The sequence below is a fragment of the Staphylococcus sp. GDY8P120P genome (assembly GCF_017892065.1).
GTDB lineage: Bacteria > Bacillota > Bacilli > Staphylococcales > Staphylococcaceae > Staphylococcus > Staphylococcus nepalensis.
Window position 1 is genome coordinate 88,613 of the sequence record NZ_JAESKI010000022.1, and the last position, 24,934, is coordinate 113,546.

At 33.3% G+C, this 24,934-nt stretch carries 27 protein-coding genes; 25 read left to right on the top strand and 2 right to left on the bottom strand.

Annotated features, from left to right (window positions below):
• Nucleotides 1-86 precede the first annotated feature (86 nt).
• The 13 genes from infA (at nucleotide 87) to KA900_RS12440 (ending at nucleotide 8,778) form a co-directional block, all read left to right on the top strand.
• Nucleotides 87-305 carry a translation initiation factor IF-1 gene (gene infA, locus KA900_RS12380; RefSeq protein ID WP_001118443.1) on the top strand — a complete coding sequence of 73 codons (219 nt, stop codon included), beginning with the start codon at nucleotides 87-89 and terminating at the stop codon, nucleotides 303-305.
• Between the two features lie 31 nt (nucleotides 306-336).
• Nucleotides 337-450: a 50S ribosomal protein L36 gene (gene rpmJ / locus KA900_RS12385; protein ID WP_002482634.1), complete on the top strand. Its 114-nt coding sequence runs from the start codon at nucleotides 337-339 to the stop codon at nucleotides 448-450.
• A 22-nt stretch (nucleotides 451-472) separates the two neighbouring features.
• On the top strand, nucleotides 473-838 hold the full coding sequence (gene rpsM / locus KA900_RS12390; RefSeq protein WP_096808699.1) for a 30S ribosomal protein S13: 366 nt from the start codon (nucleotides 473-475) through the stop codon (nucleotides 836-838).
• A 23-nt stretch (nucleotides 839-861) separates the two neighbouring features.
• Entirely contained in the window at nucleotides 862-1,251 is a 390-nt protein-coding gene (gene rpsK / locus KA900_RS12395; RefSeq protein WP_096808700.1) for a 30S ribosomal protein S11, read from the top strand.
• Between the two features lie 76 nt (nucleotides 1,252-1,327).
• The gene (locus KA900_RS12400; protein WP_019468661.1) at nucleotides 1,328-2,272 is read left to right on the top strand and encodes a DNA-directed RNA polymerase subunit alpha; all 945 of its coding nucleotides are present in this window, start codon (nucleotides 1,328-1,330) and stop codon (nucleotides 2,270-2,272) included.
• A 19-nt stretch (nucleotides 2,273-2,291) separates the two neighbouring features.
• Nucleotides 2,292-2,660, top strand: coding sequence for a 50S ribosomal protein L17 (rplQ, locus tag KA900_RS12405; protein ID WP_096808701.1), 369 nt, complete (start codon nucleotides 2,292-2,294; stop codon nucleotides 2,658-2,660).
• 644 nt (nucleotides 2,661-3,304) lie between these two features.
• Nucleotides 3,305-4,114, top strand: a complete 810-nt coding sequence (locus KA900_RS12410) for an energy-coupling factor transporter ATPase (RefSeq protein ID WP_096811200.1) — start codon at nucleotides 3,305-3,307, stop codon at nucleotides 4,112-4,114.
• Nucleotides 4,111-4,974, top strand: a complete 864-nt coding sequence (locus tag KA900_RS12415; RefSeq protein WP_096808702.1) for an energy-coupling factor transporter ATPase — start codon at nucleotides 4,111-4,113, stop codon at nucleotides 4,972-4,974. The genes KA900_RS12410 and KA900_RS12415 overlap by 4 nt, the downstream gene beginning before the upstream one ends.
• A complete protein-coding gene (locus tag KA900_RS12420) occupies nucleotides 4,964-5,770 on the top strand; it encodes an energy-coupling factor transporter transmembrane component T family protein (protein ID WP_096808703.1) in 807 nt (268 codons plus the stop codon). Before KA900_RS12415 ends, KA900_RS12420 begins: the two co-directional genes overlap by 11 nt.
• A 3-nt stretch (nucleotides 5,771-5,773) precedes the next feature.
• Complete coding sequence (truA, locus tag KA900_RS12425; protein WP_103372770.1) at nucleotides 5,774-6,580, top strand: tRNA pseudouridine(38-40) synthase TruA; 807 nt, start codon at nucleotides 5,774-5,776, stop codon at nucleotides 6,578-6,580.
• 202 nt (nucleotides 6,581-6,782) lie between these two features.
• On the top strand, nucleotides 6,783-7,220 hold the full coding sequence (gene rplM / locus KA900_RS12430) for a 50S ribosomal protein L13 (protein WP_096808705.1): 438 nt from the start codon (nucleotides 6,783-6,785) through the stop codon (nucleotides 7,218-7,220).
• Nucleotides 7,221-7,239: 19 nt separating this feature from the next.
• The gene (rpsI, locus tag KA900_RS12435; protein ID WP_217983399.1) at nucleotides 7,240-7,632 is read left to right on the top strand and encodes a 30S ribosomal protein S9; all 393 of its coding nucleotides are present in this window, start codon (nucleotides 7,240-7,242) and stop codon (nucleotides 7,630-7,632) included.
• 243 nt (nucleotides 7,633-7,875) lie between these two features.
• Nucleotides 7,876-8,778: an alpha/beta hydrolase gene (locus KA900_RS12440; protein WP_232164847.1), complete on the top strand. Its 903-nt coding sequence runs from the start codon at nucleotides 7,876-7,878 to the stop codon at nucleotides 8,776-8,778.
• A 251-nt stretch (nucleotides 8,779-9,029) separates the two neighbouring features.
• Here KA900_RS12440 and KA900_RS12445 read toward each other — a convergent pair whose 3' ends face one another.
• A complete protein-coding gene (locus KA900_RS12445; protein WP_119487676.1) occupies nucleotides 9,030-10,034 on the bottom strand; it encodes an MsnO8 family LLM class oxidoreductase in 1,005 nt (334 codons plus the stop codon).
• Nucleotides 10,035-10,176: 142 nt separating this feature from the next.
• On the opposite strand from KA900_RS12445, the gene KA900_RS12450 reads away from it, so the two are divergent.
• From KA900_RS12450 to KA900_RS12475, 6 genes are all read left to right on the top strand, one after another.
• Nucleotides 10,177-11,184 carry an NADP-dependent oxidoreductase gene (locus KA900_RS12450; RefSeq protein ID WP_103372769.1) on the top strand — a complete coding sequence of 336 codons (1,008 nt, stop codon included), beginning with the start codon at nucleotides 10,177-10,179 and terminating at the stop codon, nucleotides 11,182-11,184.
• Nucleotides 11,185-11,201: 17 nt separating this feature from the next.
• Nucleotides 11,202-12,209: a zinc-binding alcohol dehydrogenase family protein gene (locus KA900_RS12455; RefSeq protein WP_103372768.1), complete on the top strand. Its 1,008-nt coding sequence runs from the start codon at nucleotides 11,202-11,204 to the stop codon at nucleotides 12,207-12,209.
• 347 nt (nucleotides 12,210-12,556) lie between these two features.
• Nucleotides 12,557-14,140, top strand: a complete 1,584-nt coding sequence (locus KA900_RS12460) for a BCCT family transporter (RefSeq protein ID WP_096808710.1) — start codon at nucleotides 12,557-12,559, stop codon at nucleotides 14,138-14,140.
• Nucleotides 14,141-14,262: 122 nt separating this feature from the next.
• Nucleotides 14,263-14,799 carry an alkaline shock response membrane anchor protein AmaP gene (gene amaP, locus KA900_RS12465; protein ID WP_096808711.1) on the top strand — a complete coding sequence of 179 codons (537 nt, stop codon included), beginning with the start codon at nucleotides 14,263-14,265 and terminating at the stop codon, nucleotides 14,797-14,799.
• 12 nt (nucleotides 14,800-14,811) lie between these two features.
• Nucleotides 14,812-15,051 (top strand): DUF2273 domain-containing protein, encoded by a 240-nt coding sequence (locus tag KA900_RS12470; RefSeq protein ID WP_096808712.1) that lies wholly within the window; start codon nucleotides 14,812-14,814, stop codon nucleotides 15,049-15,051.
• A gap of 58 nt (nucleotides 15,052-15,109) precedes the next feature.
• Nucleotides 15,110-15,616 (top strand): Asp23/Gls24 family envelope stress response protein, encoded by a 507-nt coding sequence (locus tag KA900_RS12475; RefSeq protein WP_096808713.1) that lies wholly within the window; start codon nucleotides 15,110-15,112, stop codon nucleotides 15,614-15,616.
• A gap of 95 nt (nucleotides 15,617-15,711) precedes the next feature.
• Here the strand turns inward: KA900_RS12475 and KA900_RS12480 are convergent, their stop codons facing one another.
• Entirely contained in the window at nucleotides 15,712-17,643 is a 1,932-nt protein-coding gene (locus KA900_RS12480; protein WP_369967535.1) for an IucA/IucC family protein, read from the bottom strand.
• Nucleotides 17,644-17,761: 118 nt separating this feature from the next.
• Between KA900_RS12480 and KA900_RS12485 the strand changes: the two genes are divergently transcribed.
• From KA900_RS12485 to KA900_RS12510, 6 genes are all read left to right on the top strand, one after another.
• Nucleotides 17,762-18,937: an MFS transporter gene (locus KA900_RS12485; RefSeq protein ID WP_119487674.1), complete on the top strand. Its 1,176-nt coding sequence runs from the start codon at nucleotides 17,762-17,764 to the stop codon at nucleotides 18,935-18,937.
• On the top strand, nucleotides 18,934-20,691 hold the full coding sequence (locus tag KA900_RS12490) for an IucA/IucC family protein (RefSeq protein ID WP_115342010.1): 1,758 nt from the start codon (nucleotides 18,934-18,936) through the stop codon (nucleotides 20,689-20,691). The genes KA900_RS12485 and KA900_RS12490 overlap by 4 nt, the downstream gene beginning before the upstream one ends.
• 2 nt (nucleotides 20,692-20,693) lie before the next feature.
• Nucleotides 20,694-21,755 carry an alanine racemase gene (locus KA900_RS12495; RefSeq protein WP_103372764.1) on the top strand — a complete coding sequence of 354 codons (1,062 nt, stop codon included), beginning with the start codon at nucleotides 20,694-20,696 and terminating at the stop codon, nucleotides 21,753-21,755.
• Between the two features lie 94 nt (nucleotides 21,756-21,849).
• The gene (locus KA900_RS12500) at nucleotides 21,850-22,860 is read left to right on the top strand and encodes an ABC transporter substrate-binding protein (protein ID WP_119487673.1); all 1,011 of its coding nucleotides are present in this window, start codon (nucleotides 21,850-21,852) and stop codon (nucleotides 22,858-22,860) included.
• Nucleotides 22,861-22,872: 12 nt separating this feature from the next.
• On the top strand, nucleotides 22,873-23,907 hold the full coding sequence (locus KA900_RS12505) for a FecCD family ABC transporter permease (RefSeq protein WP_096808719.1): 1,035 nt from the start codon (nucleotides 22,873-22,875) through the stop codon (nucleotides 23,905-23,907).
• Nucleotides 23,904-24,866, top strand: coding sequence for a FecCD family ABC transporter permease (locus tag KA900_RS12510; RefSeq protein ID WP_119487672.1), 963 nt, complete (start codon nucleotides 23,904-23,906; stop codon nucleotides 24,864-24,866). Before KA900_RS12505 ends, KA900_RS12510 begins: the two co-directional genes overlap by 4 nt.
• The last annotated feature ends 68 nt before the right edge of the window (nucleotides 24,867-24,934 follow it).

Consider the following 24,934-nt stretch of genomic DNA (forward strand, 5'->3'; position numbering starts at 1 on the left):
AACTTATTAACAACACTTATAGACTCGTATGGTTAGAGTTGATCTTAGACGATAACCAACTATTGTAAAAAGGGGGAAGTTAATAAATGGCTAAGCAAGATGTTATTGAATTAGAAGGTACAGTATTAGATACTTTACCAAATGCAATGTTTAAAGTAGAATTAGAAAATGGTCATGAGATTTTAGCTCACGTGAGTGGCAAAATCAGAATGAATTATATTCGTATTCTACCTGGCGACAAAGTAACAGTAGAAATGTCTCCGTATGATTTAACACGCGGCAGAATTACGTATCGTTATAAATAATCGTCACTCCATAATATAGGGAGGTATTAAAATGAAAGTAAGACCATCAGTAAAACCAATTTGCGAAAAATGTAAAGTCATTAAACGTAAAGGTAAAGTAATGGTAATTTGTAGCAACCCAAAACATAAACAAAGACAAGGCTAATAAAAGAGAGGTGTAAATAATTATGGCACGTATTGCAGGAGTAGATATTCCACGTGAAAAACGTATTGTTATTTCTTTAACTTATGTATATGGTATCGGCACTACTACAGCTAAAAAGATTGTGGAAGAAGCTAATGTATCACCAGATACACGCGTTAACGAATTAACTGATGACGAATTAGGTCGTATCCGTGAAGTAGTTGACAACTATAAAGTAGAAGGTGACTTACGTCGTGAGCAAAACTTAAACATTAAACGTTTAATGGAAATCTCATCATACCGTGGTATTCGTCACCGTCGCGGATTACCAGTACGCGGACAAAAGACAAAAAACAATGCTCGTACTCGTAAAGGTCCAGTTAAAACTGTAGCTAACAAGAAAAAATAATAGGTAAAGGAGGCAAATTTTAAATGGCACGTAAACAAGTATCTCGTAAACGTAGAGTGAAAAAGAATATTGAGAATGGTGTAGCACACATCCGCTCAACATTCAATAATACAATCGTAACTATTACTGATGAATTTGGTAATGCTTTATCATGGTCATCAGCAGGTGCACTTGGATTCAAAGGATCAAAAAAATCAACACCTTTTGCAGCTCAAATGGCTTCAGAAACTGCATCGAAAGCAGCTATGGAACATGGCTTAAAAACGGTTGAAGTGACTGTTAAAGGACCAGGTCCTGGTCGTGAATCAGCAATCCGTGCATTACAATCAGCTGGATTAGATGTAACTGCAATCCGTGACGTTACTCCAGTACCACATAATGGTTGTCGTCCACCAAAACGTCGTCGCGTATAATATTATCGTTATTGTCGCAGGTCACTGAGAAATACAGTATAATTTAAGTCGACGTAATCAAGGAGGATATTTGTAAATGATTGAAATCGAAAAACCTAGAATTGAAACAATTGAAATTAGTGAAGATGCTAAATTCGGTAAGTTCGTTGTTGAACCACTAGAACGTGGCTACGGTACTACACTAGGAAACTCCTTACGTCGTATCCTACTATCTTCATTACCAGGTGCAGCCGTTAAGTACATCGAAATCGAAGGTGTGTTACATGAATTCTCAGCAATAGATAATGTTGTAGAAGATGTTTCGACAATTATTATGAACATCAAAAAACTAGCATTAAAAATTTATTCTGAAGAAGACAAAACATTAGAAATTGATGTAAAAGATGAAGGCGAAGTAACTGCAAGTGACATTACTCATGATAGTGATGTAGAGATTTTAAATCCTGAGATTAAAATCGCAACAGTTTCTAAAGGTGGACATTTAAAAATCCGTCTTGTTGCTAATAAGGGTAGAGGTTACGCATTAGCAGAACAAAATAACACTAGTGATTTACCAATTGGTGTAATTCCAGTGGATTCACTTTATTCACCAGTAGAACGTGTTAACTATACAGTAGAAAATACACGTGTAGGTCAAAGTAGTGATTTTGATAAATTAACTTTAGATGTTTGGACTAACGGTTCAATCACGCCACAAGAGTCTGTTTCTCTAGCGGCAAAAATCTTAACTGAACATTTAAACATCTTCGTTGGATTGACTGATGAAGCACAAAATGCTGAAATCATGATTGAAAAAGAAGAAGACCAAAAAGAAAAAGTACTTGAAATGTCTATCGAAGAATTGGATTTATCTGTACGTTCATATAACTGCTTAAAACGCGCGGGTATTAATTCTGTTCAAGAATTAGCTGATAAATCTGAAGCTGACATGATGAAAGTCCGCAATTTAGGTCGTAAATCATTAGAAGAAGTTAAATATAAACTCGAAGATTTAGGTCTAGGTCTAAGAAAAGAAGATTAATAAAAAAGGAGGTTAACTCATGGGTTACAGAAAATTAGGTCGTACTTCTGATCAACGTAAAGCGATGTTACGTGACTTAGCTACTTCACTTATCATAAGTGAACGTGTTGAAACTACAGAAGCACGTGCAAAAGAATTACGTAGTGTTGTTGAAAAATTAATCACTTTAGGTAAAAAAGGAGATTTAGCATCTCGTCGTCAAGCAGCTAAGACTTTGCGTAATGTTGAAATCTTAAATGAAGATGAAACAACACAAACTGCACTTCAAAAATTATTTGGTGAAGTTGCTGAACGTTATACAGAACGTCAAGGTGGCTACACTCGTATCCTTAAAGTAGGCCCACGTCGTGGTGACGGTGCTGAATCAGTAATTATAGAATTAGTTTAATTTAAATATACGTACTACTATATATAAAGCAAATGAGTGCAACGATAATGTTTGCCACATACAGATATTGTCTAGCTCAGAGTACCCCATCAAACTTAATAAACTTTAAAGCGTGAACTCAAATAGATGGGGTGCGCGCTTTTTTATTTAGTCCCCCTTAATTCTTCAGAATTTAGGGGGACTTATGCAATTGCGAAGCAATAGCGAACTGCAGAACCTTAATTCTTCAGAATAAAAAAGGAATACATTCGATAAGCGAATGCATAAGCAGTGCTAGCTAAAGAAAGTTTAGCGTGCTGCTTTAGACTTATGCAATAGCGAACTGAAAAATTTGTTTTTTTTTTGTGTTCTGTGAATGACAATTAAATTTGCTAAAGCAAATACATAAGCAGTACTAGCAAAATAAGTTTAGTGTATTACTTGCATATATTTGTGAAAAACACGAAAGTATTATGTTAAATCTATCCTGCATTTAATAAAGCACTTTGACTTATATAAGACAGTACATTGATATAGACGAAGGAGTATAATTTAATATGAAAATTAAAAATAATTAGAGAAGAAACAGTGATTCTTTTTAATTTTTCATGTAAAATAAGATAATATATGATGAGAAAGTATAGATTTAGGAGGCAATTGATATGATGACGCAAGAAGAAGGCATGATTATATTTAATCATGTATCATTTAAATATAATAGCGATGAACCACTTGCGTTAAATGATGTATCATTTCGTATCCCTAAAGGCAAATGGACATCTATAGTAGGCCATAACGGTTCGGGTAAATCTACTATAGCTAAATTGATGATTGGTATTGAAAAGCCATTTGAAGGTCAAATATACTTAAACGACGTTTGTATTAATGATGAGAATTTAAATGAACTAAGACGACATATAGGGATTGTATTTCAAAATCCAGAAAATCAATTTGTTGGTTCAACTGTAGAATTCGATGTGGCGTTTGGCTTAGAGAACAATGGCGTGTCATATGAGGATATGCAAGCCATTGTGCCTAACGCGTTAATGGATGTTGATATGTTAGATAGAGCTACTTATGAACCACAGTCGCTTTCTGGAGGGCAAAAACAACGTGTTGCGATAGCAGGTGTTTTAGCATTGAATACAGATATTATTGTTTTAGATGAAGCCACTTCTATGTTAGACCCTGAAGGTAGAAAAGAATTACTCTCATTAATACATCGCTTAAAAGAAGAAAAAGATGTAACGATTATATCTATTACACATGATTTGTCAGAAGCCGTCGGTGCTGATCATTTAATTGTTTTAAATAAAGGCTCATTATATCAAACGGGTTCGCCACAAGCCATTTTTAGCCAAGGTGATGCGCTTACGGAAATTGGTTTAGATTTACCATTTGCGATGAGAATGAATAAGCAACTGTTAGGTGTTACTGACTACATTTCGTATGAGGGGTTGGTAGACAAATTATGACTGTTAAATTTAATCAAGTGACTTATGTTTACCAAAAAGGAACACCTTATGAGCATCTTGCGCTTGCAGATATTGTAACTACATTTGAGCAGGGAAAGTATTACGCTGTTATAGGCCAAACGGGCTCAGGTAAATCCACATTGATACAACATATTAATGGATTGTTAAAACCTTCTGATGGCGCATTAGAGGTCGATGACATTACAATCACACATAAAACAAAGGATAAGTTTTTGAAACAAATTCGTAAGCGTGTAGGCGTCGTTTTCCAATTTCCTGAATCACAGCTTTTTGAAGATTCGGTCGAGAGAGAAATTTTATTTGGTCCTAAGAATTTTAATATGAATATGGATGAAGTTAAAGTACGCGCATTTCAATTATTATTAGAATTTGGTTTTAATAGAGATATCCTTGAACAATCCCCATTTCAAATGTCAGGTGGGCAAATGAGAAAAATAGCAATCACTTCTATATTAGCTATGGATCCGGATATCGTTATTTTAGATGAACCTACGGCTGGTTTGGATCCAAAAAGTAGAACACAAATTATGGAAATGATAAAGCAACTTCAAACTGAGCAAAATAAAACAATCATATTAGTTACACATGAAATGAATGATGTAGCGAAATATGTGGATGAAGTGAAAATCATTAAACATGGTAAATTAATCGAAAGTTGTTCCCCAAGAAAATTATTTAGTGCTGATGAATATGTTAATGAAATGCATTTAGATGTGCCAGATATTGTTAAATTGCAAAGAGATGTGGAAGCAAAATATCAATTTGAATTTGGTCACGTCGCATTAACAGAATCAGAATTTACTGATATGTATAAGGAGTGGCAAGCAGATGAGGGATAAGTTCATAATAGGACGATATCTTCCATTAGATACTATTATTCATCGACGTGACCCACGTGCAAAATTAATATTTGTATTTCTATTTATCATATTAATATTTTTTGCCCATTCATTTGCCACTTATTTGTGGTTGTTCTTAATCATTTTTATTATAATGAAAGCTTCTCGCATAAAATCATGGTTTCTTATTAAGGGCTTAACACCAATATGGATTTTTCTCATTTTTACATTTTTAATGCATTTATTTTTAACAAAAGGCGGCGTGCGTATATTTGAACTCGGCTTCCTTTCTATCGATACAAACGGCATATTAGAAGGGATCTATATTGTTTTAAGATTAATGTTTATTATTATGATATCTACCATCATGACTTTAACAACAAGTCCTTTAGACCTTACAGATGCATTTGAAAGATTATTATCGCCATTAAAAATTATTAAAATACCAGTTCATCAATTGAGTATGATGATGTCCATTGCTTTACGCTTCATTCCGACATTAATGAATGAATTAGATAAAATTATATTAGCACAAAAATCAAGAGGTTCAGAAATTAGTTCTGGTGGCTTAATCAACAGAGTTAAAGCCTTCATCCCATTATTGGTTCCTTTATTTATTTCAGCATTTCAAAGAGCTGAAGATTTAGCAATAGCCATGGAAGTCAGAGGATATGAAACGCATAAAAAGCGCACAAGTTATCGTAAATTATACTGGCGATGGGCTGATAGTCTGTTATTAATGTTAATCGTACCAATAGCAATAATATTATTCATATTAAAGCATATAGGAGTGTAAAGGATGGTTCGTGTTTTAGTAAATATTTCATATCAAGGTAGTCAATTCTTGGGTTTCCAAATTCAAGATAATGGCAGAACAGTACAACAGCAATTCGAAAAAATACTTAAACGTATGCATAAACGTCACGTTAGAATACATCCTACTAGCAGAACAGATCGTGGCGTACATGCATTTGAGCAGTATTTTCATTTTGATTCCGAACTGAATATTTCAGCCGATCAATGGCAATACGCTATGAATCGTGCGCTACCTGATGACGTTTATGTCAACTCAGTGGCATTTGTAGATGAGTCTTTCCATTGTCGGTATGATTGTGTAGGAAAAACTTATCGCTATAAGATATATCAATCAGCACATAAAGATCCGTTTGAATGTGGTTTAAAAGCCTATGTCTATGATAATTTAGATTTTGACAAGATGATACAAGCTGCACAGCTGTTTATAGGAACCCATGATTTTACTGGTTTTTGTTCTCAAAAAACAGAAGTTGAAAGCAAAGTGCGTACCCTGTATGAGAGCAGAATAGAAAAAACTACATACGGTTTTGATTATGTGGTCACGGGTTCAGGTTTTCTATATAATATGGTACGTGTACTAGTAGCATTTTTAATTGGTGTAGGAAAAGGGAAGTATAATCCAGAAAGCGTCCCTCAACTATTAGAAGAGAAGAATCGTAATAAAGTACCATTCACTGCCCCTGCTGAAGGATTGTATTTAGAACATATTTATCTATCACCTCAATCGCTTATGAATGACTTTGGTGAAAACATTAAAATTCACCGAAAAAAATCTACACAAAATAGGTAAATTACATTGACAAAACGGCATAAAAATTATACGATAACTAACGGTATTGTTTTATATCACCCCACGATAAGCCCCGGAATCTTATTGTGTAACAAGATATAGAAGCACGTAGAAATAATAAATTAACAAAATAAATGAATTTAAGTTTAAATATCATTTTAATTAGACAAGAACCATTTATTTATTCTAGGAGGACAATTATATGCGTCAAACATTTATGGCTAATGAAGCAAACATTGAGCGCAAATGGTATGTTATTGATGCTGAAGGTAAAACACTTGGTCGTTTATCATCAGAAGTAGCTGCTATTCTACGCGGTAAAAATAAAGTAACTTATACACCACACGTTGATTCAGGTGATTATGTAATTATCATCAACGCTGCTAAAATCCAATTCACTGGTAATAAAGAACAAGATAAAATGTATTATCGTCATAGTAATCATCCAGGCGGAATCAAATCAGTTTCTGCTGGTGAATTAAAAGCTAAAAACCCAGAACGTTTACTTGAAACTTCAATTAAAGGTATGTTACCAAGCACTCGTTTAGGCGAAAAACAAGGCAAGAAATTATTTGTTTATGGTGGCGCTGAACATCCACACGCTGCACAACAACCAGAAAACTACGAGTTACGTGGTTAATTAAAAGGAGGAAATTACATTGGCACAAGTTGAATATAAAGGCACAGGCCGTCGTAAAAACTCAGTAGCACGTGTACGTTTAGTACCTGGCGAAGGTAACATTACTGTTAATAACAATGATGTACGTAGCTACTTACCATTCGAATCATTAATCTTAGACTTAAACCAACCATTCGATGTTACAGAAACTAAAGGTAACTATGATGTATTAGTTAACGTTCACGGTGGTGGCTTTACTGGACAAGCACAAGCTATCCGTCACGGAATTGCACGTGCATTATTAGAAGCTGATCCTGAGTATAGAAGTTCTTTAAAACGCGCTGGATTACTTACTCGTGACCCACGTATGAAAGAACGTAAAAAACCAGGTCTTAAAAAAGCTCGTCGTTCACCACAATTCTCAAAACGTTAATTTGTCCGAACTATTGCGAAAGTATTCGCATACAGTCTGGGTACGTAAACTGCCTCAGCAATTTGCGTTTAATTAAAGACATTTTGTTCATACATTGTGTGTACTAGTATCATATCTAATATTTTTTGAACTTCCCATCATTGTATGGGAAGTTTTTTTATTCTATACAATTAATGTGTATTAATCATATAACTATTTATTAGCGATTAAATTGAATAAGTCACAATATGACGGGTATAACAAATGAAAAATGTATTAGAGGTAATGCGTATGTCATTCAATAAGCAACGTATGATATTAGAAAAATGTTTAATAGTAATGATGCTAATTATTTTATCTAGCAGTATGGTTCTGTTAAGAGATCAAGTACTCAATAAACCAATTATTAAAAACATAAATGACAGTGAATCAATCCCCACTTTTTATTTACATGGTTTTGGAGGAGCAAAGTATTCAGAGAATTATATGGTGAATTCCGCTGTTCAAAAAGGCGATACAAACGAAATCATTGAAGCAAAAGTTAAGCCAAATGGAAAGGTGACATTTGAAGGGACAATAGATCCTAACGCCAAACGCCCTATGATTAAAATCATACTAGAAGATAATAGGAATAAGAACGTGTATGAAAATGCGCGATGGATTAAAAATGTCATTTATACCTTTAATGCGATGTACCATTTTGAAAAGTTTAATTTCGTAGCACATTCAATGGGAAATCAGTCTTTTAGTTACTATATGTTAAATTATGGTGATAACCAACAATTACCTAAATTAAATAAACAAGTAAGCCTAGCTGGGAACTTTAACGGTGAAGTTGATATCAATGGGTTAGATTTGGATATAGAAATAGATAAGAGGGGAAAGCCTAATAAAATGTTAGAAAAATATAGAAATTTATTAACAATGAAAGATCATTATCCTAGAAATTCAAAAGTTTTAAATATTTATGGAGATCTGAAAGATGGGACAAATTCTGATGGTAAAGTGACTAATGTATCCTCTAAATCACTCAAATATTTATTACCCAACCAACATGACGGTTATACAGAATATAAAGTTAATGGCCCTAAAGCCAAGCACAGTGAATTACCTCATAACGTACAAGTGATAGATAGAGTAAATGAATTTTTATGGAACGATAAATAAGATAAATTTCAATTTAGCTGAGGTATTCATTAATATCCGCGCTACTCATATTCATAACAAAGATTAAATAGAACAAAAATAGTAAAGTCCCACTCCTAAAAGTATTGAATGAGTGGGATTGATACATAAGTTTACCTTAGGCGAGCCCATTTTAAGAAAACAACAGTGGTTTATATAAGTGCTTCAGTGCTTGTATTCATTTCTGTGCTACACTTTTTCATCGTATTTATTAGATGTTAAGAAACAAAACATTATGTTGATTCAAATTTATCTTTTTCAGATGCTAATAAGTACAATAAGTTTTTTCGATTTTGTTCAGCGAATACATGTGGTTGAATCATTATTTCATCCGCATTATAATACGTAGCGATTTCTTGTAGTTTTAAAAATACTTCACCTGGTAAACCACTTATAACACGCTTTTCGTTTTGTTTTATTTTTTCTAATTCTCTATTCGAAGACTGTCTTTGTTTTGCATAAGCAATTGAAGGGTAAGTTTTTGGTTGATTTAAATAACTAATACGGAGTAACCAAAGATGAAAAGCTCGCTCCAAATCTTTTACTTTTTGCATATTATCAGCAGTGATAACAAAGGTTGAAATAATGACGTAGGGTGATTGGTTTGGATATAATGTTTTAAATAACTGGCGATAGTAGCTTATAGAAGTATTGATTTTATCTTTATTCTGTCCCATTAATGTTGTAACAAAGGGTAAGCCTTGTTGTGCAGCAAGCTTAGCGCTTTGTTGACTGGTGCCTAACAAATACATGGTAGGCTGTGTTTGAATGAATGGCGTTGCATATAATCCGGTAAATCGTTGATGTTCACTGTTATCATTAAAGTAATCTATTAAATCTTTAATTTGTGTATTAAAATCAACATGAGCCGTTTTATTTTCATTTAACGCGTGATTTACATTTTTAAAACTATATGAACGCCCAATACCTAAATCAACTCTGTCAGAATGACGTGCTTCCATTATTTTAAAAATTTCTGCTATCTTGTAGGCACTATAGTGAGGCAACATAACCCCACCGCTGCCAATATGCATTGTTTTAGTATTTTCTAAGAGGGTCATCATAAGCATTTCAGGAGCACTAGAAGCTACTGAAAATACTTTATGATGTTCTGCAATCCAGAATCGATAAAATTCTAAAGATTCGGCTAATTGCGCCAATTCAATTGAATGATTAATAGCTTGAGTTGCATTACGCCCCTCAAAAATTGGAACGTAATCTAAAATACTTAATCTCATATCCAACTCTCCTTAACAGGTAATTACGCATTGTTATATTTAGATAGCATAACATGATATTAAAAATACAGATAAGCGATTTGATTGATTGTATAACTACATATCTATAGAATGAGGGCAAAGATGAAATGGAGGCAAAATAATGAAAACAGAACGCATTGTATTAGCAAAACGACCTGAGGGCATACCTTCAGATGAGGTTTTTAGATATGAAACTGTTGAACTAGATGAGCCAAACAATGATGAAATTCAAGTAGAAGCTATTTATATATCAGTAGACCCATATATGCGTGGGAGAATGGATGATAGCGAATCATATGTACAACCATTTCAATTGGACGAACCATTATCAGGACATATTGTCGGAAAAGTCGTTCAATCAAAAGCTGATTCATTTGAGAAAGGTGATATGGTAATGGGACAGTTACCATGGCAAAAAGTATCAAACGTATCAGCACAAAATATAAATAAAATTACTCAAACAGATATACCTTCCTATTTATATCTCAGTGTTTTAGGAATGACAGGACAAACTGCTTATCATGGCTTGTTAAAAATTGGGGACCCTAAAGAAGGCGAAACTGTTGTCGTCTCTGCAGCATCAGGAGCTGTAGGATCAGTCGTGGGTCAAATTGCTAAAATAAAAGGCGCGCGCGTGGTTGGCATTGCAGGTGGCACAACAAAAACGAAATATTTAACCGAGCAATTAGGTTTTGATGCAAGCGTAGATTATAAAGCTGATGACTTTTCTGAACAATTAGCTCAAGCTGTGCCTGATGGCGTAGATGTTTACTTTGAAAATGTTGGTGGCGATGTAGCAGATGAAGTAATGAAACATTTAAATCAATTTGCTAGAATCCCAGTTTGTGGCGCTATTTCTGGATACAATAACGAAGAAATTGAGTTTGGACCACGTATACAACCAATTTTAATAAAATCACAAGCACTTATGAAAGGGTTTATTGTTGCTAATTACGCCGATGATTTTACAAACGCAAGTAAAAATCTTGCACAATGGGTAAGCGAAGATAAGATAAAAACGAAGACTTCTATTGTAGAAGGTTTTGACAATTTGCCTAATGCTTTTAGAAATTTATTTACTGGTGATAATTTTGGTAAACAAGTTGTTCAAGTATCAAATAATTTATAATTGAAGGAGATGCTCGTATGAAAGCAGTAGGTGCAGACAAACCATTTAAATTAAATGAAGGTAACCAATTTTATGAAATGGAACAAGAGATGCCACAGCCTAAACAACGTGAGCTATTAGTCCGTTTAAAGGCTATCAGTGTCAATCCTGTAGATACTAAAATTAGACAATCTCCTCTTAATGAAGCACCTAGGATTTTAGGCTACGATGCTGTAGGTGTTGTAGAAGCAGTAGGAGATGCAGTGAAATATTTTAAAGCGGGCGATGAAGTTTATTATTCGGGTTCACCTGCTTACCAAGGTTCAAATCAAACACACCAACTTGTAGATGAACAACTGGTAGCGTTCAAACCTAATAATATTTCTGACACAGAAGCGGCAAGTTTACCTCTAACTGGTTTAACAGCTTCTGAAACATTGTTTGATGTTTTTAAAATCTCGCATAACCCTGAAGATAATAAAGGCAAATCTTTATTAATTATCAATGGTGCGGGTGGCGTTGGTAGTATTGCTACACAAATTGCAAAACATTATGGATTACATGTTATTACAACCGCCTCGCGTGATGAAACATATAATTGGTCAAAATCATTAGGTGCGGACATTGTGTTGAATCATAAAAATAATCTAGCAGATGAGTTCAAAAAATATGAAATTAGTGAAGTAGATTATATCTTTTGCACATTTGATACAGACCTGTATTATGAAAAAATGATTGAATTAATTAAACCTCGCGGTATCATAGCAACAATCGTAGCATTTAATAATAAACAAGATTTAAACTTATTAAAACCAAAGAGTATTACGTTTACACATGAGTATATGTATTCACGTCCATTAAATGAAACAGAAGATATGGGCATACATGGGGAATACTTAAAAGATATTGCTGATAAAATAGAAGCGGGCATTTATAAACCGACAGTTAATAAAGTAATCAATGGTTTAACAGCAGATAATATTTACCAAGCGCATAAAAAAATAGAAGATCAGAGTATGATTGGTAAACTTGTTATTTCAATCTGAATAAAAAGTTCAATTTTACTCTCTGATTATATTTGTGACCGAAACATTAGTAGTGTTTCGGCCTTTTTTTATTTAAGTTATCCTAGGTTTGGATATGAAATTGGTGTAGAAAATATAATATAAATGCGTCCTAGTCTATATAATAATGAATTAATTATATGCGCTTAAATTTAATAGAATAAGCACTAATAATTGTAAAAACACAATTATAGGATAAAATAAAAAATAACCTAGCATATTATACTTTAAACATTACGTTAAATGTATATAAATATGTAATTTACGAATAATAAAACATTGTGAGGGTATAAGTGTCACATAAAGCAAAGGGAGAGTGTCATTTTAATATGCGTTTTAAAAAATTAACAGTTGTTTTTTGGGTAGCATTAACTATTTGCACGCTATTTGTTATATATGGTGCAGTTGCACCTAAACAATTAGAAACAATCACCCAAAATATCACTAATTTTATCGCAGTTCATTTCGGATGGTACTATTTATTATTAGTACTTGCCATATTAGTAGTTTCAATCTATTTACTGTTTTCTAGATATTCAACAATAACTTTAGGTGAAGAGGGTGAAGACCCAGAATTTTCATTAAAGTCATGGTTTGCTATGTTATTTAGTGCAGGTATGGGGATAGGCTTGGTGTTTTGGACAACAGCGGAACCGATAAGCCATGCCTTCACATTAACGCCAATACATAAAGCTGGTTCTCAAACCGCAATTAATGAAGCGATGCAATTCTCATTTTTCCATTGGGGTGTACATGCTTGGGCTGTTTATGGCATCGTCGGCCTTATATTTGCGTACTTTAACTTTCATAAAGGATATCCGGGATTGGTTAGTGCCACACTAAGACCAATACTAGGAGATAAAATGATGAAGGGACCCATTGGCGGGGCAATTGATGTACTCGCTATTATTGCTACGGTGACAGGAGTTGCTGCCACACTTGGTTTTGGTGCGCTACAAATTAACGAAGGCCTAAACTTTCTGTTTGATTTGCCTTCTAATTTTATGACACAAGCTACAATTATCGTTATCGCCACTATATTATTTACATGGTCAGCTTGGTCAGGTATTGATAAAGGGATTAAGAGTTTAAGTAATATCAATATGTTCTTAGCTTTCATCGTGTTAATCATTTTATTCTGTGTTGGGCCAACGTTAAATATATTAAATACATTTACCAATTCACTTGGTGATTATATTGCGAATTTCTTTAATATGAGTTTACGTATCCCACAATCAGGAGGAGAAAAGTTTCAATGGTTACAACAATGGACGATCTTCTATTGGGCATGGTGGGTTTCTTGGGCGCCGTTTGTAGGTATATTTATCGCTCGAGTCTCTCGTGGTAGAACAATTAAAGAATTTATCTTAGGCGTGTTATTCGTACCCGCGCTTGTTTGTTTCTTATTCTTTGCAGTATTCGGCGCTTCTGCTATTTATTTACAACAAAGCGGCATTGCAAATATTGCTAAAGAAGCAACCGAAACAGCAACGTTTGCAACACTTGAACATTTCCCATTAGGATTTTTACTTAGCATCATTACACTTGTTGTTATTATAATCTTTTTTGTCACTTCGGCAGACTCAGCCACTTATGTGTTAGGTATGCTGAGTTCTAAAGGAAGCATTAACCCTTCAGGCATTGTTAAAGTGAGCTGGGGTGTTATTTTAGCATTATTTGCTATGATTATGATTTATACTGGTGGTACGCAATCCATTCAAAATTTATTAATTATTGCAGCCTTGCCATTTTCTATTGTTATCATATTTATGATTTGGTCTTTATTTAAATCATTATCTATAGAGAAGCCAAGACCTAGTAACAAATTGTTTATTTCAGATGATAAGTATTTACAATATCGCAAGGCGCATCAAGACGATCAAACCAATACACAGACAGAGAATAGCAACTAACGAAAAATTATTTTACCAAATAGATTATAAATTCAATATAAAATGTTTCTATGTTTTTTAATAGGGGTATTAAGTATGTATGACATGTACATATAATTTAACTATAGGAGGTGTCATACGAGGTGAAACGAATTAAAAATTTTATACTTGGCCTATTAATCGTAGTCATCGTTGGGTTCTTGCTATTTATGTATATTAAAGATTCTAGAATTAGCGAGTATCAAAACTATTTCAATCAATTTAATTGGTTTGAACCAACACTTATTGGCTTAGCAGCATTGCTCATTATCATAGGTCTCATACTTGTATTTAGCTTGTTTAAACCTACGTATAGAAAACCTGGACTTTATAAAGATTACGAAGATGGACATATTTACGTATCCAGAAAAGCAGTAGAAAAATCTGCTTACGATACGCTTGTAAATTATGATCAAATTCGACAACCTAATGTTATAGCTAAACTATATAACAAGAAAAAGAAATCGCATATTGCTTTAAAAGCAGATTTCTTTGTTCCTGGTGATGTTCAGGTTGGTTCATTAACAGAAGAAATTAGAAATGATATTAAGCAAAACGTTGAGCATTTCACAGAATTACCAGTTTCAAAATTAGAGGTTAATGTTAGAGATCAAAAAACCTCAGGCAAACGTGTGTTGTAAGGGAGGGTTATCATGGCTAACAATAATAACCAACAAAGACAAGATTCTACACAAGAAGTTGTTGATTTTTTTAAAACATTTAAATGGAGAATAATCGGATTTTTAGCATTCTTGATTATCGCAATATTATTTTTAACATTAGGTTTCTGGAGCACAATATTAATTATTATTTTATGTTTGATTGGAATTGGTATCGGGTATACTAAAGACCGTAAACAAGATTTTCTGAATTTCTTAAATCGATGGAGTTAATTCTTATTGATTCAATATTTAGCAATTAAAAATCTTATAAAACAAAGGAGAATTAATTATGGCAGTAGATAATAACAAAGCTAAACAAGCATATGATAACCAAACAGGAGTAAATGAAAAAGAACAAGAGCAACAACAAAAACAACAGGAGCAACAGCAAGAACCACAATTCAATAATAAATTAACTTTCTCTGACGAAGTAATTGAAAAAATTGCTGGTATTGCTGCACGTGAAGTGAATGGCATTTTAGAAATGAAAGGCGGATTCGTTGATAACATTTCTAGTTCATTTGGTAGCACGAGCAACGTGACACAAGGCGTTAGTGTTGAAGTTGGAGAAAAACAAGCAGCAGTAGACTTAAAAGTTATTTTAGAATACGGTGAATCAGCACCAAAAATCTTCCGCAAAGTTACTGACTTAGTTAAAGAACAAGTCAAATATATCACTGGTCTTGAAGTGGTTGAAGTAAATATGCGTGTTGAAGATGTGATGACTAGAAAAGAATGGACACAAAAAAATGAAAAAAGCCAAAATTCAAATAACGAAGACAAAGGATTACAATAATTCTTAATATCAATATAAATTATAAAACTACTGATAAGCAGATGCTTATCAGTAGTTTTATTTTGCTATTTGAAATAAAATGTTCAGGCGCTTTATTAATTGTAATGTAACGGGTTGTCAACCTGTATATAAGTATAGTAATCTGCTTCATCCACTAAACGCATCGTTGTTACACATTTATAATCTATTTTTGGCGCAAATAAGATTGATTTGATTTGATTTATTCTTTGTTGATCATCGATTGTACGCGCAATATCGTCTAGTTTTTTAGTTAATAAGTCACGTACGATTGACCAAATTTGGTTTTCTAATTGTTTATGATTACTTGATTGTGCAATACTAGCAATTAATTCACCAAGATGGTTTTGGATACTTGAGTAAAAGACTTTATTAAATACCGTTTGTGATTGATTGGTTAAAATTAACGATTTTTCATGAAAATCTGCTGTACTGTACCCCATTTTATTTAAATGCGATGTATCAATTCGTAAACCTTCAAAATCACGTATATAAAGCATATCTAATAGGCCGTCGTCTCCAAATGTAGCAATAGCATTCTGTAGATGGGCTTCAAGTGCAATACCATATTTAACGTAAAGCGGTATTACTAAATCTATTAACGCTTGACTATAGTGCTTAATCCAAACTAAAGCAGCTGACTCAAAGCTATGAATTTTCTTCGCCACTTGATATTTAGTGATTAATGATACAATGGGTGGTTCGTCATTATAGATTGTCGATGCTACTAACACAGAAGGAACCATAGGTATTGTATTTTCTTTGATTAAGTTATATATGTTTGTTCTAAATAAGGTCCCTAGTTGTTCACTTCTAATGGTTTGGTCTGCTTTATCTGAAACGTTATAAAAGTGGATTCCTGCTAGTTCGTCAATCGTATCAGCCTGAATATGGTTGAATAATGTATCATTTTGTATAATATCATTGAGTATGCACGTAACTTGCGGACCATTTATGGTTGTTTGCTCAGATAGTGTTCTAATTTCTCCAGTAATGTGAACGTTGGTTGATAATTTAATATGTGGCAAGGTTTCAGGAAATTTTGGCATCAACGTTCTAAAAGATAATCCTGCAAAATACGATTGTTGATATTCAATAGGGATGATTTCTTGTTGTTCTAGTTCTTTTGAATACGCTTTTAAGAGAATATGATCATATTGCCAAGGGTGTACAACCATAACGGCATATTGATTGATATATTCTGCACCAACCTGTTTTATAACTTCAGTTTTTAACCCATTAAATAAATTATAAATTAAATTATTATAATCTCCCGAACATGTCTGAAATTTAGCTATAGATTTATGTATTAATATAAATTGTAAAGGAATAGACTGACCAAATTCTGCTGAATAGTTGATAACTGTTTCAGGTGTCATGCCTTTGCGCAATTTTGCACCGGGATGGAGCGGGTGGCCTTCAATAACAAACTGTTCAGAGGCTAAATAACTATCTTTTGCTTTGGTGATTAAATCATTTAAGGATTGATTATTCTGCTCTAATAAATATTTTTGGTAGCTTAATGCAATCGCCATATTTGCCACGCTATTATTTAAATCTTCATAGAATTGAGCACTAGCTGCATTATCTAATTCTGGGGCTACCGATAAAATACAGTTTAAAACGTCATTTGGATGTAAAACTCTTTCGACATGGTCGTCTTCTTCTAAATAAAACGGTCCAGTGACGGCTAGACGATCAAAAGCGTGCGTACCTGTTATAGGTGCATACAAGGTTTTGTTAATTTTAGGGAAAGCAATAGATAATAATTTATTTTCTTCAGATAGTTGAGGCGCGCCTACATCTTTGTTATCAATAATTTTGCTGTGTTGGTGACTCTGTACTAAATTTTCTCGATATAAAGATGAGATCAATCTTTGCGATATTTTATCTCTACTTTCTAATAACACCTCTTGAAATAAATTTGCCCATGTTTGATTTATAGACGATAAATAATCAAAAGCATATTGTTCATCATTAGTCATTTTATTTATTAAATTATAATTAATACTTTTTGAATTCATAAAGCACCTCTAAAAAAATTATTTTACAAAAGTATAAGATATTTGTATAATCCATAATATCGATAATGATAATTATTATCAATTAAAAAGTCGGGTGAAATGTATGGCAAGATATTTTTTTCCAAGTTCTTTCTTTTTGTTTCTAGGAAATTGGATTGGACATATCACTTTAAATTGGTATGTATATACGTTATATCATAACGCAATTTACCTTGGACTCATTAATTTTTTCCGACTTGTACCTATTTTGCTCATTAGTGTATGGGCGGGCGCGTTAGCAGATAGATGCAATAGAGGAAAATTATTGAAAATAACCATCTCTACTTCTTTATTACTTACCACTTTACTGTGTTTTTTAATCTTTTTAAATGGGGAGTTACCAATAATAGTATTTTTATTATATTCACTTGGAAAAGGTGTGATGGGCGCTATAGAAACACCAGTGCGCCAATCTGTTCTGCCAGATTTAACAGAGCGTTTAACTACGACTCAAGCAGTCTCATATCATTCATTTATAATCAATATATGTCGATCTATTGGTCCAGCCATAGCGGGATTTGTAATAGCAGGTTATAATGCACAAATAAGTTTTAATATCCAAGCTATAGCCTACTTTATTTCGTTGATGATGTGTTTGCCTTTGAAATTTAAGCCATCGCATTTGGTTAAAGAGAAAGAAACAATGAATACTAAATTTGTCTTCAACTATTTTAGTAACAACAAAATCGGGGCTAGAATATTTTTAACTTCTTTATTTATCATGGCTACAGGTTTTACATATACATCATTGTTACCAGTTTTAACAGATAAAACATTTCCTGAACAAGTAACCATGTTTGGGTCTGCAATGACCTGTGCTGCAATTGGTGGTATTATTGCAACAATGATTTTGCCTAAAGTACTAGAAAGTATATCAATGGTAAAAATGTATTATTTTAGTTCAATATTATTTGGTATTTCACTATTAGTAAGTATTAGCCCAAATATGATTATATTTTTTATTTCAGTATTCTTAATCGGGCTTTTTAGCCAATGGGCACGTACGACTAACAGAATATATTTTCAGCATCGTGTTAAATCAGAGCATAGAGGGAAGATACTTAGTGTTGTAATGATGGATAGAGGGATGATTCCATTAGGAGCGATGATAATGAGTTTCTTAACAGAATATATCGGTATCATCGAGACTTTTATCATCATGGGGCTAAGTACTGTCATTATCACATTGGTATTTGGCATGATGAATAGACAAAGAAAAAATGGAGGCAATGTTGTATGATGCATCATATTTGGAAATTGGCAGATGAGAATATTCAACACCGCATAATGAACGCGGTTCTTAAAGAAAACATTTTTCCAGAAAAAATGTTTTTTAAGGAATTTGATAATTACGTAGAATTACAATATAAAGGGCAAGCGTTAAATGTATCTTATTTAAGAAAAAGTGCGATGATGCGTTATGTCTTCAACGGTGAAATTCACTATATAAAAGGTGACAATATTGTTTCCATTAAAACATTAGAACAATTGCTTGAGGTATTAAATAATCAATTTAATACCCCAATTAGCCAACGGCTAACTGAAGAATTACAGTCCAGTCGTGCAGGACTTGCATTGAGCTATGAACATTTTAACCATAGAGAGTCAATGATTCAGGCTAGTTTAAAGTTTTCAAGATTGCCAGTAACCATTAATTTCTTTACATGGTTACAGCATATGAAAGAAGATAATGGTATTAATGATTTAAGTTATTCTGAAAGTCTCGTCATAGAAGGACATCCAACGCATCCACTAACCAAAACGAAATTACCATTAACGAATGAAGAAATTAAATTATATGCACCTGAATTTGAAAAGACGATTGCATTAAAAGTGATGCTTATTCATAAGCAAGATAGTGTAGCGACTTCGATGGAAGAAGATGATCAATATATATTAAACCACGTGATACCTGAATATAGATATAAATTGAAAGCATTTTTAGAACCGCATCATTTAGAATTAAACGATTATCGCGCTATACTCGTGCATCCATGGCAATATGAAAACGTGATTCCACAACAATTTGTATACTGGTTAGAGGAACATCGTCTTTTAACTACACCATTTGAAGTTGAAGCGAAAGCAACATTATCGTTCAGAACAATGGCGTTAATGAATAAGCCATTCCATATTAAGTTACCAGTCGATATTCAAGCCACAAGTGCAATAAGAACTGTTTCCCCTGTTACAACGGTGGATGGGCCAAAGTTAAGTTATGAGTTACAAGAAATGTTAAATGTTTACCCACAGTTAAAAGTAGCAATGGAACCTTATGGTATACATGCCCAAACTAATGAAGATATAGCACGTCAATTAGCTTGTATCGTGCGTTATGAACCACAAACCACAACAAATGGACTTACTTTAGTAACTGGCAGTTTAGTAAATAAAAATCCTGTAGATAACCAGGTCATCGTTGATAGTTATTTAGAATGGCTAGGGGTAGGTGTAACAAACAAAGCAATTAAACAATTTATAAGTCACTATGCTGAAACACTTATCCAACCATTAATTGGCTATATACAAGATTATGGAATTGCTTTAGAAGCACATATGCAAAATACTATTGTTAGTTTAGGACCAGATTTTCAAATGAAATTTATGGTGAGAGATCTAGGGGGTTCTAGAATTGATTTAAAGACTCTAACAAGACAATTACCCAATGTTAAGATTACAAATAAAAGTTTAGCTGCTGAGAATATTGAAGCGGTTATTGCTAAGTTTCAACACGCTGTGATTCAAAATCAAATTTCAGAATTAATACATCATTTTTCACAATATAATAACGTCAATGCAGATGAATTATTTGCGATTGTAAGTGAAGTAATAGAACAGTCAATCGATACTAAAAAGGCGCATGCGCAAGTGTTAAGACAAACATTGTTTGGACCCAAAATTAATGTGAAGGCATTGCTACGTATGCGTATGGAAGGCAAAGTAAAAAAATATTTAACAGTTGATTTAGATAATCCTATAAGTAATGAGGTGTAATGATGGCGCAATTAAAAGTAAACCTTTCTAAAATTAAATATAATGCTTACATTTTAAATACGCTTTTAAAACAGCATCACATTCATTTTACACCTGTTCTCAAATGTGTAGCTGGAGATAGAAAAATAGTAGAAACATTAAAAAGCGTTGGACTTACACATTTTGCTGATGCAAGAATAAATAATATTTTAAAAAGTAAAGATGATGATATCACTTATATGATGATTAGAACTGCTAACCACCAAGAATTAGAAGATATTGTGCAATGCGTTGATACGAGTATTCAAACAGAATTGGATACCATCCGACAAATTAATGAAATAGCAAGCAAGCAAAAAGTAAAACACAAGATATTATTAATGGTTGATTGGAAAGATTCTAGAGAAGGGGTGCTCACTTATGATGTGCTCGCTTATATTAGAGAAATCATTAATATGCATCACATACATCTTGAAGGGTTAGCTTTTAACTTTATGTGTTTTAATGAAATAGCACCAACGGAAGAAGATGTTGAGATGATTAACCAGTTTGTAAATTCGGTAGAAAAAGCCTCTCATTTGAAATTCAAAACAATATCAGGTGGCAATTCTAGTATGCTATTACAAATGCTCTATAATGATTTAGGTAAAATGAATGATTTAAGAATTGGTGAAACTTTATTTAGGGGTGTGGAAACGACGACAAACCAGCATTTAGATACCCTATATCAAAACGCTATTATTTTAGATACAGAAATTGTTGAAATCAAACCACGTATTAATATTAATAATGGTCAACAATACCTTCAAGCAATTCTGGATATTGGAAATTTAGATACCAATGTAGACGACATTAAACCTTTATATCATAATGTCGATGTACTTGGAGCTACGAGTGATCATTTAATGATAGACCTACTGAATAATGATCATTATCAGATTGGCGATAAAATACAATTTAGTTTAGGATATAAAGCTTTAGCACAAAGTATGTTTATGTCGCATTTAAATAGATTTTATTTAAATGATCTAGCGATTGAAGCAATGTGCTGTGAAAAAAATGTAAAAAAAATGAATAAGATTTAGTTTTTATCAAATGTTATTAAAAAACTTATTGACATTGATAATCGTTATCAATAAAATTAGAGGTGTAATGATACATATCTAAGGAGTGAAAACGATGAAGCACAAAGCTAAATGGATGGGTCTATTATTTTTAACATTAACAGCTCTCTTATTAGTAGCATGTGGTAAAGTGGGGGGTAATGACTCAGATGAATCCAACAAAGAAAGTAAAAGCAAAGACAGCGTTGCTATTAAACATGAGGGAGGCACAACCCATATTGATAAAAAACCCCAACGTGTAGTGTCACTTGAATTTTCATTTGTTGATGCATTGGCAGCATTGGATATTAAACCAGTGGGTGTAGCAGACGATGGTAAAAAAGATAGAATATTAAAACCCATCCGCGATAAAATCGGTGACTATAAATCAGTAGGCGCACGTAAGCAACCAAACTTAGAAGAAATTAGTAATCAAAAACCAGATCTTATTATTGCCGATAGTAATCGTCACAAAGGTATACAACAGGATTTAGAAAAAATAGCACCAACCATCATGTTACCGAGTTTCGATAGTGACTATAAAGATAATATAGAAGCTTTTAAAACAATCTCTAAAGCTGTAGGTAAAGAAGATAAAGGTAAAGATAGATTAAAAGAACATAATGAATTAATGGATAAGTATAAGAAAGAGATTACTATGGACAAATCTCAACCCGTATTAGCTACAGTTATTGCAAAATCAGGTTTATTAGCACATCCAGAGAATACTTATGTAGGTGACTTATTAAAAGAACTTGGTTTTAATAATGCGCTTAATAAAACTGAAACAGATAATCTATCTAAATATTTAAAAGGCCCTTATGTACAATTGAATTCAGAAGTGCTTTCAGATATTAATCCTGGGCGTATGTTTATCATGGTTGATAAGGGCAAAAATGACCCTAACTTGAAAAAACAAGAAGAAGAGCCGGTTTGGCAAAGCCTAGATGCTGTTAAAAATGATAATGTCTCTGTTGTAGATAGAAACACTTGGGCACGTGCGCGTGGTATTATTTCTTCTGAAGAGATTGCTAAACAATTAGTAGATATCTCAAAAAATGAACAAAATGATAAACAACAAAAGTAAGGTGAATGGTAAATGACTAAGTTAGATAGCATTAACCAAACCAGAACTGAAGATAAGAAAAATAAAAAACGCACTGCACTCACGTTTATTGTGAGTGTGTGTGCGCTTTTTGTCATTATCTATTTTAACTTAAGTATTGGCTCGTCTCGTATCGCTTTAGATGATTTTAAAGATTATTTTTTAACACATTCTGATTCAAAACAGACATTTTTAATACATAATGTACGAATGCCTAGAATGCTAGCTGGATTGTTAATCGGAGGAGCGCTCGGACTAGCTGGTTTACTAATGCAAGCAATGACTAGAAACCCATTAGCATCACCCCAAATTTTTGGTGTTAATTCAGGGGCTTCTTTTGTTATTGTTTTCATCACAATGATTATGCCAGCATTGTCTACGTACGCTACAATATTAGCGTTTATTGGCGCTTTCATTGGAGGGCTAACTGTGTATGCTTTATCTGGGTCTACGAGAGGTATGACGCCAGTCAAATTAGCACTTGCCGGCATGGCAATTCACCTATTCTTTTCAAGCTTGACGCAAGGGATTATCTTATTAAATGAAGATGCTACCTCGACCGTTATGTTTTGGTTAGTAGGTTCATTATCATCTGTTACTTGGACACAAGTATTAGGTATTACGCCTTGGTTGATCATTGCGTTTATCTGCACAGTATTGATATCCAAACAGCTGACAATTATGGAATTAGGTGAAGATTTGGCTACTTCATTAGGGCAAAACGTCAAATTGATGCGGGTGATGATTGGTATCTTAGTGATTGTATTGGCAGGTACTTCCGTTTCCATAGCGGGGCCAATTGGATTTGTAGGACTAATTGTGCCTCATATAGTTAAATATTATATTAAAACAGATTATAGATTTATGGTTCCATTAACAATGATAATTGGTGCAAACTTATTATTATTATCCGATGTTTTAAGCAGATTAATCGCCTTTCCTTTTGAGTCACCCGTTGGCATCGTAACATCGTTTATCGGTGCGTTTTATTTCTTAGCAATCACGATTAAAGGAGTGAAAAGACTATGAAGGGAGGAGTAACATTTCGCTATATACTTGTTTTAATATTGCTAATACTTTCGGCAATTGCATCACTTTCAATTGGTGCGGTATTAATTAACCCAATTGAAGCGGTGAATAGCCTTTTTATGCAAGATAATTTTATAATTAATGAATATAGAGCACCTAGAATGTTTCTAGCGTTTATTGTAGGGAGTAGTCTTGCAATTTCTGGCGCATTAATACAAGGTGTGGTAAGGAATGCGCTCGCATCACCAGATGTAATTGGAATTACAAAAGGCGCCAGTTTATTTGCTGTCGTGATTATCATGCTATTTCCTTCAGCTCCTTTATTTATATTGCCTTTTGGATCATTTATAGGTGCATTGATGATTAGCTTGATTTTAACTTTATTGATTTCCAAATTTAATGTAAAAGGGTCTAAATTAGCATTAATTGGTTTAGCTATCGGTGCAATATGTACTGCAATTGTCCAATATTTACTAATTCGAAATCCGCTTGATGCAAATACAGCATTGGTATGGCTTACTGGTAGTTTATATGGTCATAATATGTCGCACGTTTGGGTGATATTGCCGTGGTTTATAATTGCACTACCAATTATATTTTACTATTGCCATCAACTAGATATCCTAACATTAGGGGATGATGTGGCAATAGCATTAGGCGCAAAAGTAAAGAAAGTAAAAGCTATCCTTTTGTTTTTAGCAGTTATATTGGCTGGCGCATCGATATCAGTTGTTGGTGGGTTGAGTTTTTTAGGACTCATTGCACCTCATATAGCGCGGCAGTTAGTAGGGCATAAACACAAACATATTACGGTTATGTCTGGCTTACTAGGTGCCTTAATATTAATGATAAGTGATAGTCTAGCTCGAGGTATTCATCCGCCAATTGATATCCCAGTTGGCGTCATCGTAGCGATAGTAGGCGTACCTTATTTCCTATTTTTATTAAGAAGATTATAAAAGAAGCATATAAAAGATTGATTTAGTAAGCGCTTTCATATAAAGTGGAATTGATTCTATTGAAATTA

Bases quoted from the DNA above. Each gene is read 5' to 3' on its own strand.
- infA (WP_001118443.1), top strand. From the start codon at position 87: ATGGCTAAGCAAGATGTTATTGAATTAGAAGGTACAGTATTAGATACT.
- rpmJ (WP_002482634.1), top strand. From the start codon at position 337: ATGAAAGTAAGACCATCAGTAAAACCAATTTGCGAAAAATGTAAAGTC.
- rpsM (WP_096808699.1), top strand. From the start codon at position 473: ATGGCACGTATTGCAGGAGTAGATATTCCACGTGAAAAACGTATTGTT.
- rpsK (WP_096808700.1), top strand. From the start codon at position 862: ATGGCACGTAAACAAGTATCTCGTAAACGTAGAGTGAAAAAGAATATT.
- KA900_RS12400 (WP_019468661.1), top strand. From the start codon at position 1,328: ATGATTGAAATCGAAAAACCTAGAATTGAAACAATTGAAATTAGTGAA.
- rplQ (WP_096808701.1), top strand. From the start codon at position 2,292: ATGGGTTACAGAAAATTAGGTCGTACTTCTGATCAACGTAAAGCGATG.
- KA900_RS12410 (WP_096811200.1), top strand. From the start codon at position 3,305: ATGACGCAAGAAGAAGGCATGATTATATTTAATCATGTATCATTTAAA.
- KA900_RS12415 (WP_096808702.1), top strand. From the start codon at position 4,111: ATGACTGTTAAATTTAATCAAGTGACTTATGTTTACCAAAAAGGAACA.
- KA900_RS12420 (WP_096808703.1), top strand. From the start codon at position 4,964: ATGAGGGATAAGTTCATAATAGGACGATATCTTCCATTAGATACTATT.
- truA (WP_103372770.1), top strand. From the start codon at position 5,774: ATGGTTCGTGTTTTAGTAAATATTTCATATCAAGGTAGTCAATTCTTG.
- rplM (WP_096808705.1), top strand. From the start codon at position 6,783: ATGCGTCAAACATTTATGGCTAATGAAGCAAACATTGAGCGCAAATGG.
- KA900_RS12440 (WP_232164847.1), top strand. From the start codon at position 7,876: ATGAAAAATGTATTAGAGGTAATGCGTATGTCATTCAATAAGCAACGT.
- KA900_RS12445 (WP_119487676.1), bottom strand. From the start codon at position 10,034: ATGAGATTAAGTATTTTAGATTACGTTCCAATTTTTGAGGGGCGTAAT.
- KA900_RS12450 (WP_103372769.1), top strand. From the start codon at position 10,177: ATGAAAACAGAACGCATTGTATTAGCAAAACGACCTGAGGGCATACCT.
- KA900_RS12455 (WP_103372768.1), top strand. From the start codon at position 11,202: ATGAAAGCAGTAGGTGCAGACAAACCATTTAAATTAAATGAAGGTAAC.
- KA900_RS12460 (WP_096808710.1), top strand. From the start codon at position 12,557: ATGCGTTTTAAAAAATTAACAGTTGTTTTTTGGGTAGCATTAACTATT.
- KA900_RS12470 (WP_096808712.1), top strand. From the start codon at position 14,812: ATGGCTAACAATAATAACCAACAAAGACAAGATTCTACACAAGAAGTT.
- KA900_RS12475 (WP_096808713.1), top strand. From the start codon at position 15,110: ATGGCAGTAGATAATAACAAAGCTAAACAAGCATATGATAACCAAACA.
- KA900_RS12485 (WP_119487674.1), top strand. From the start codon at position 17,762: ATGGCAAGATATTTTTTTCCAAGTTCTTTCTTTTTGTTTCTAGGAAAT.
- KA900_RS12490 (WP_115342010.1), top strand. From the start codon at position 18,934: ATGATGCATCATATTTGGAAATTGGCAGATGAGAATATTCAACACCGC.
- KA900_RS12495 (WP_103372764.1), top strand. From the start codon at position 20,694: ATGGCGCAATTAAAAGTAAACCTTTCTAAAATTAAATATAATGCTTAC.
- KA900_RS12500 (WP_119487673.1), top strand. From the start codon at position 21,850: ATGAAGCACAAAGCTAAATGGATGGGTCTATTATTTTTAACATTAACA.
- KA900_RS12505 (WP_096808719.1), top strand. From the start codon at position 22,873: ATGACTAAGTTAGATAGCATTAACCAAACCAGAACTGAAGATAAGAAA.
- KA900_RS12510 (WP_119487672.1), top strand. From the start codon at position 23,904: ATGAAGGGAGGAGTAACATTTCGCTATATACTTGTTTTAATATTGCTA.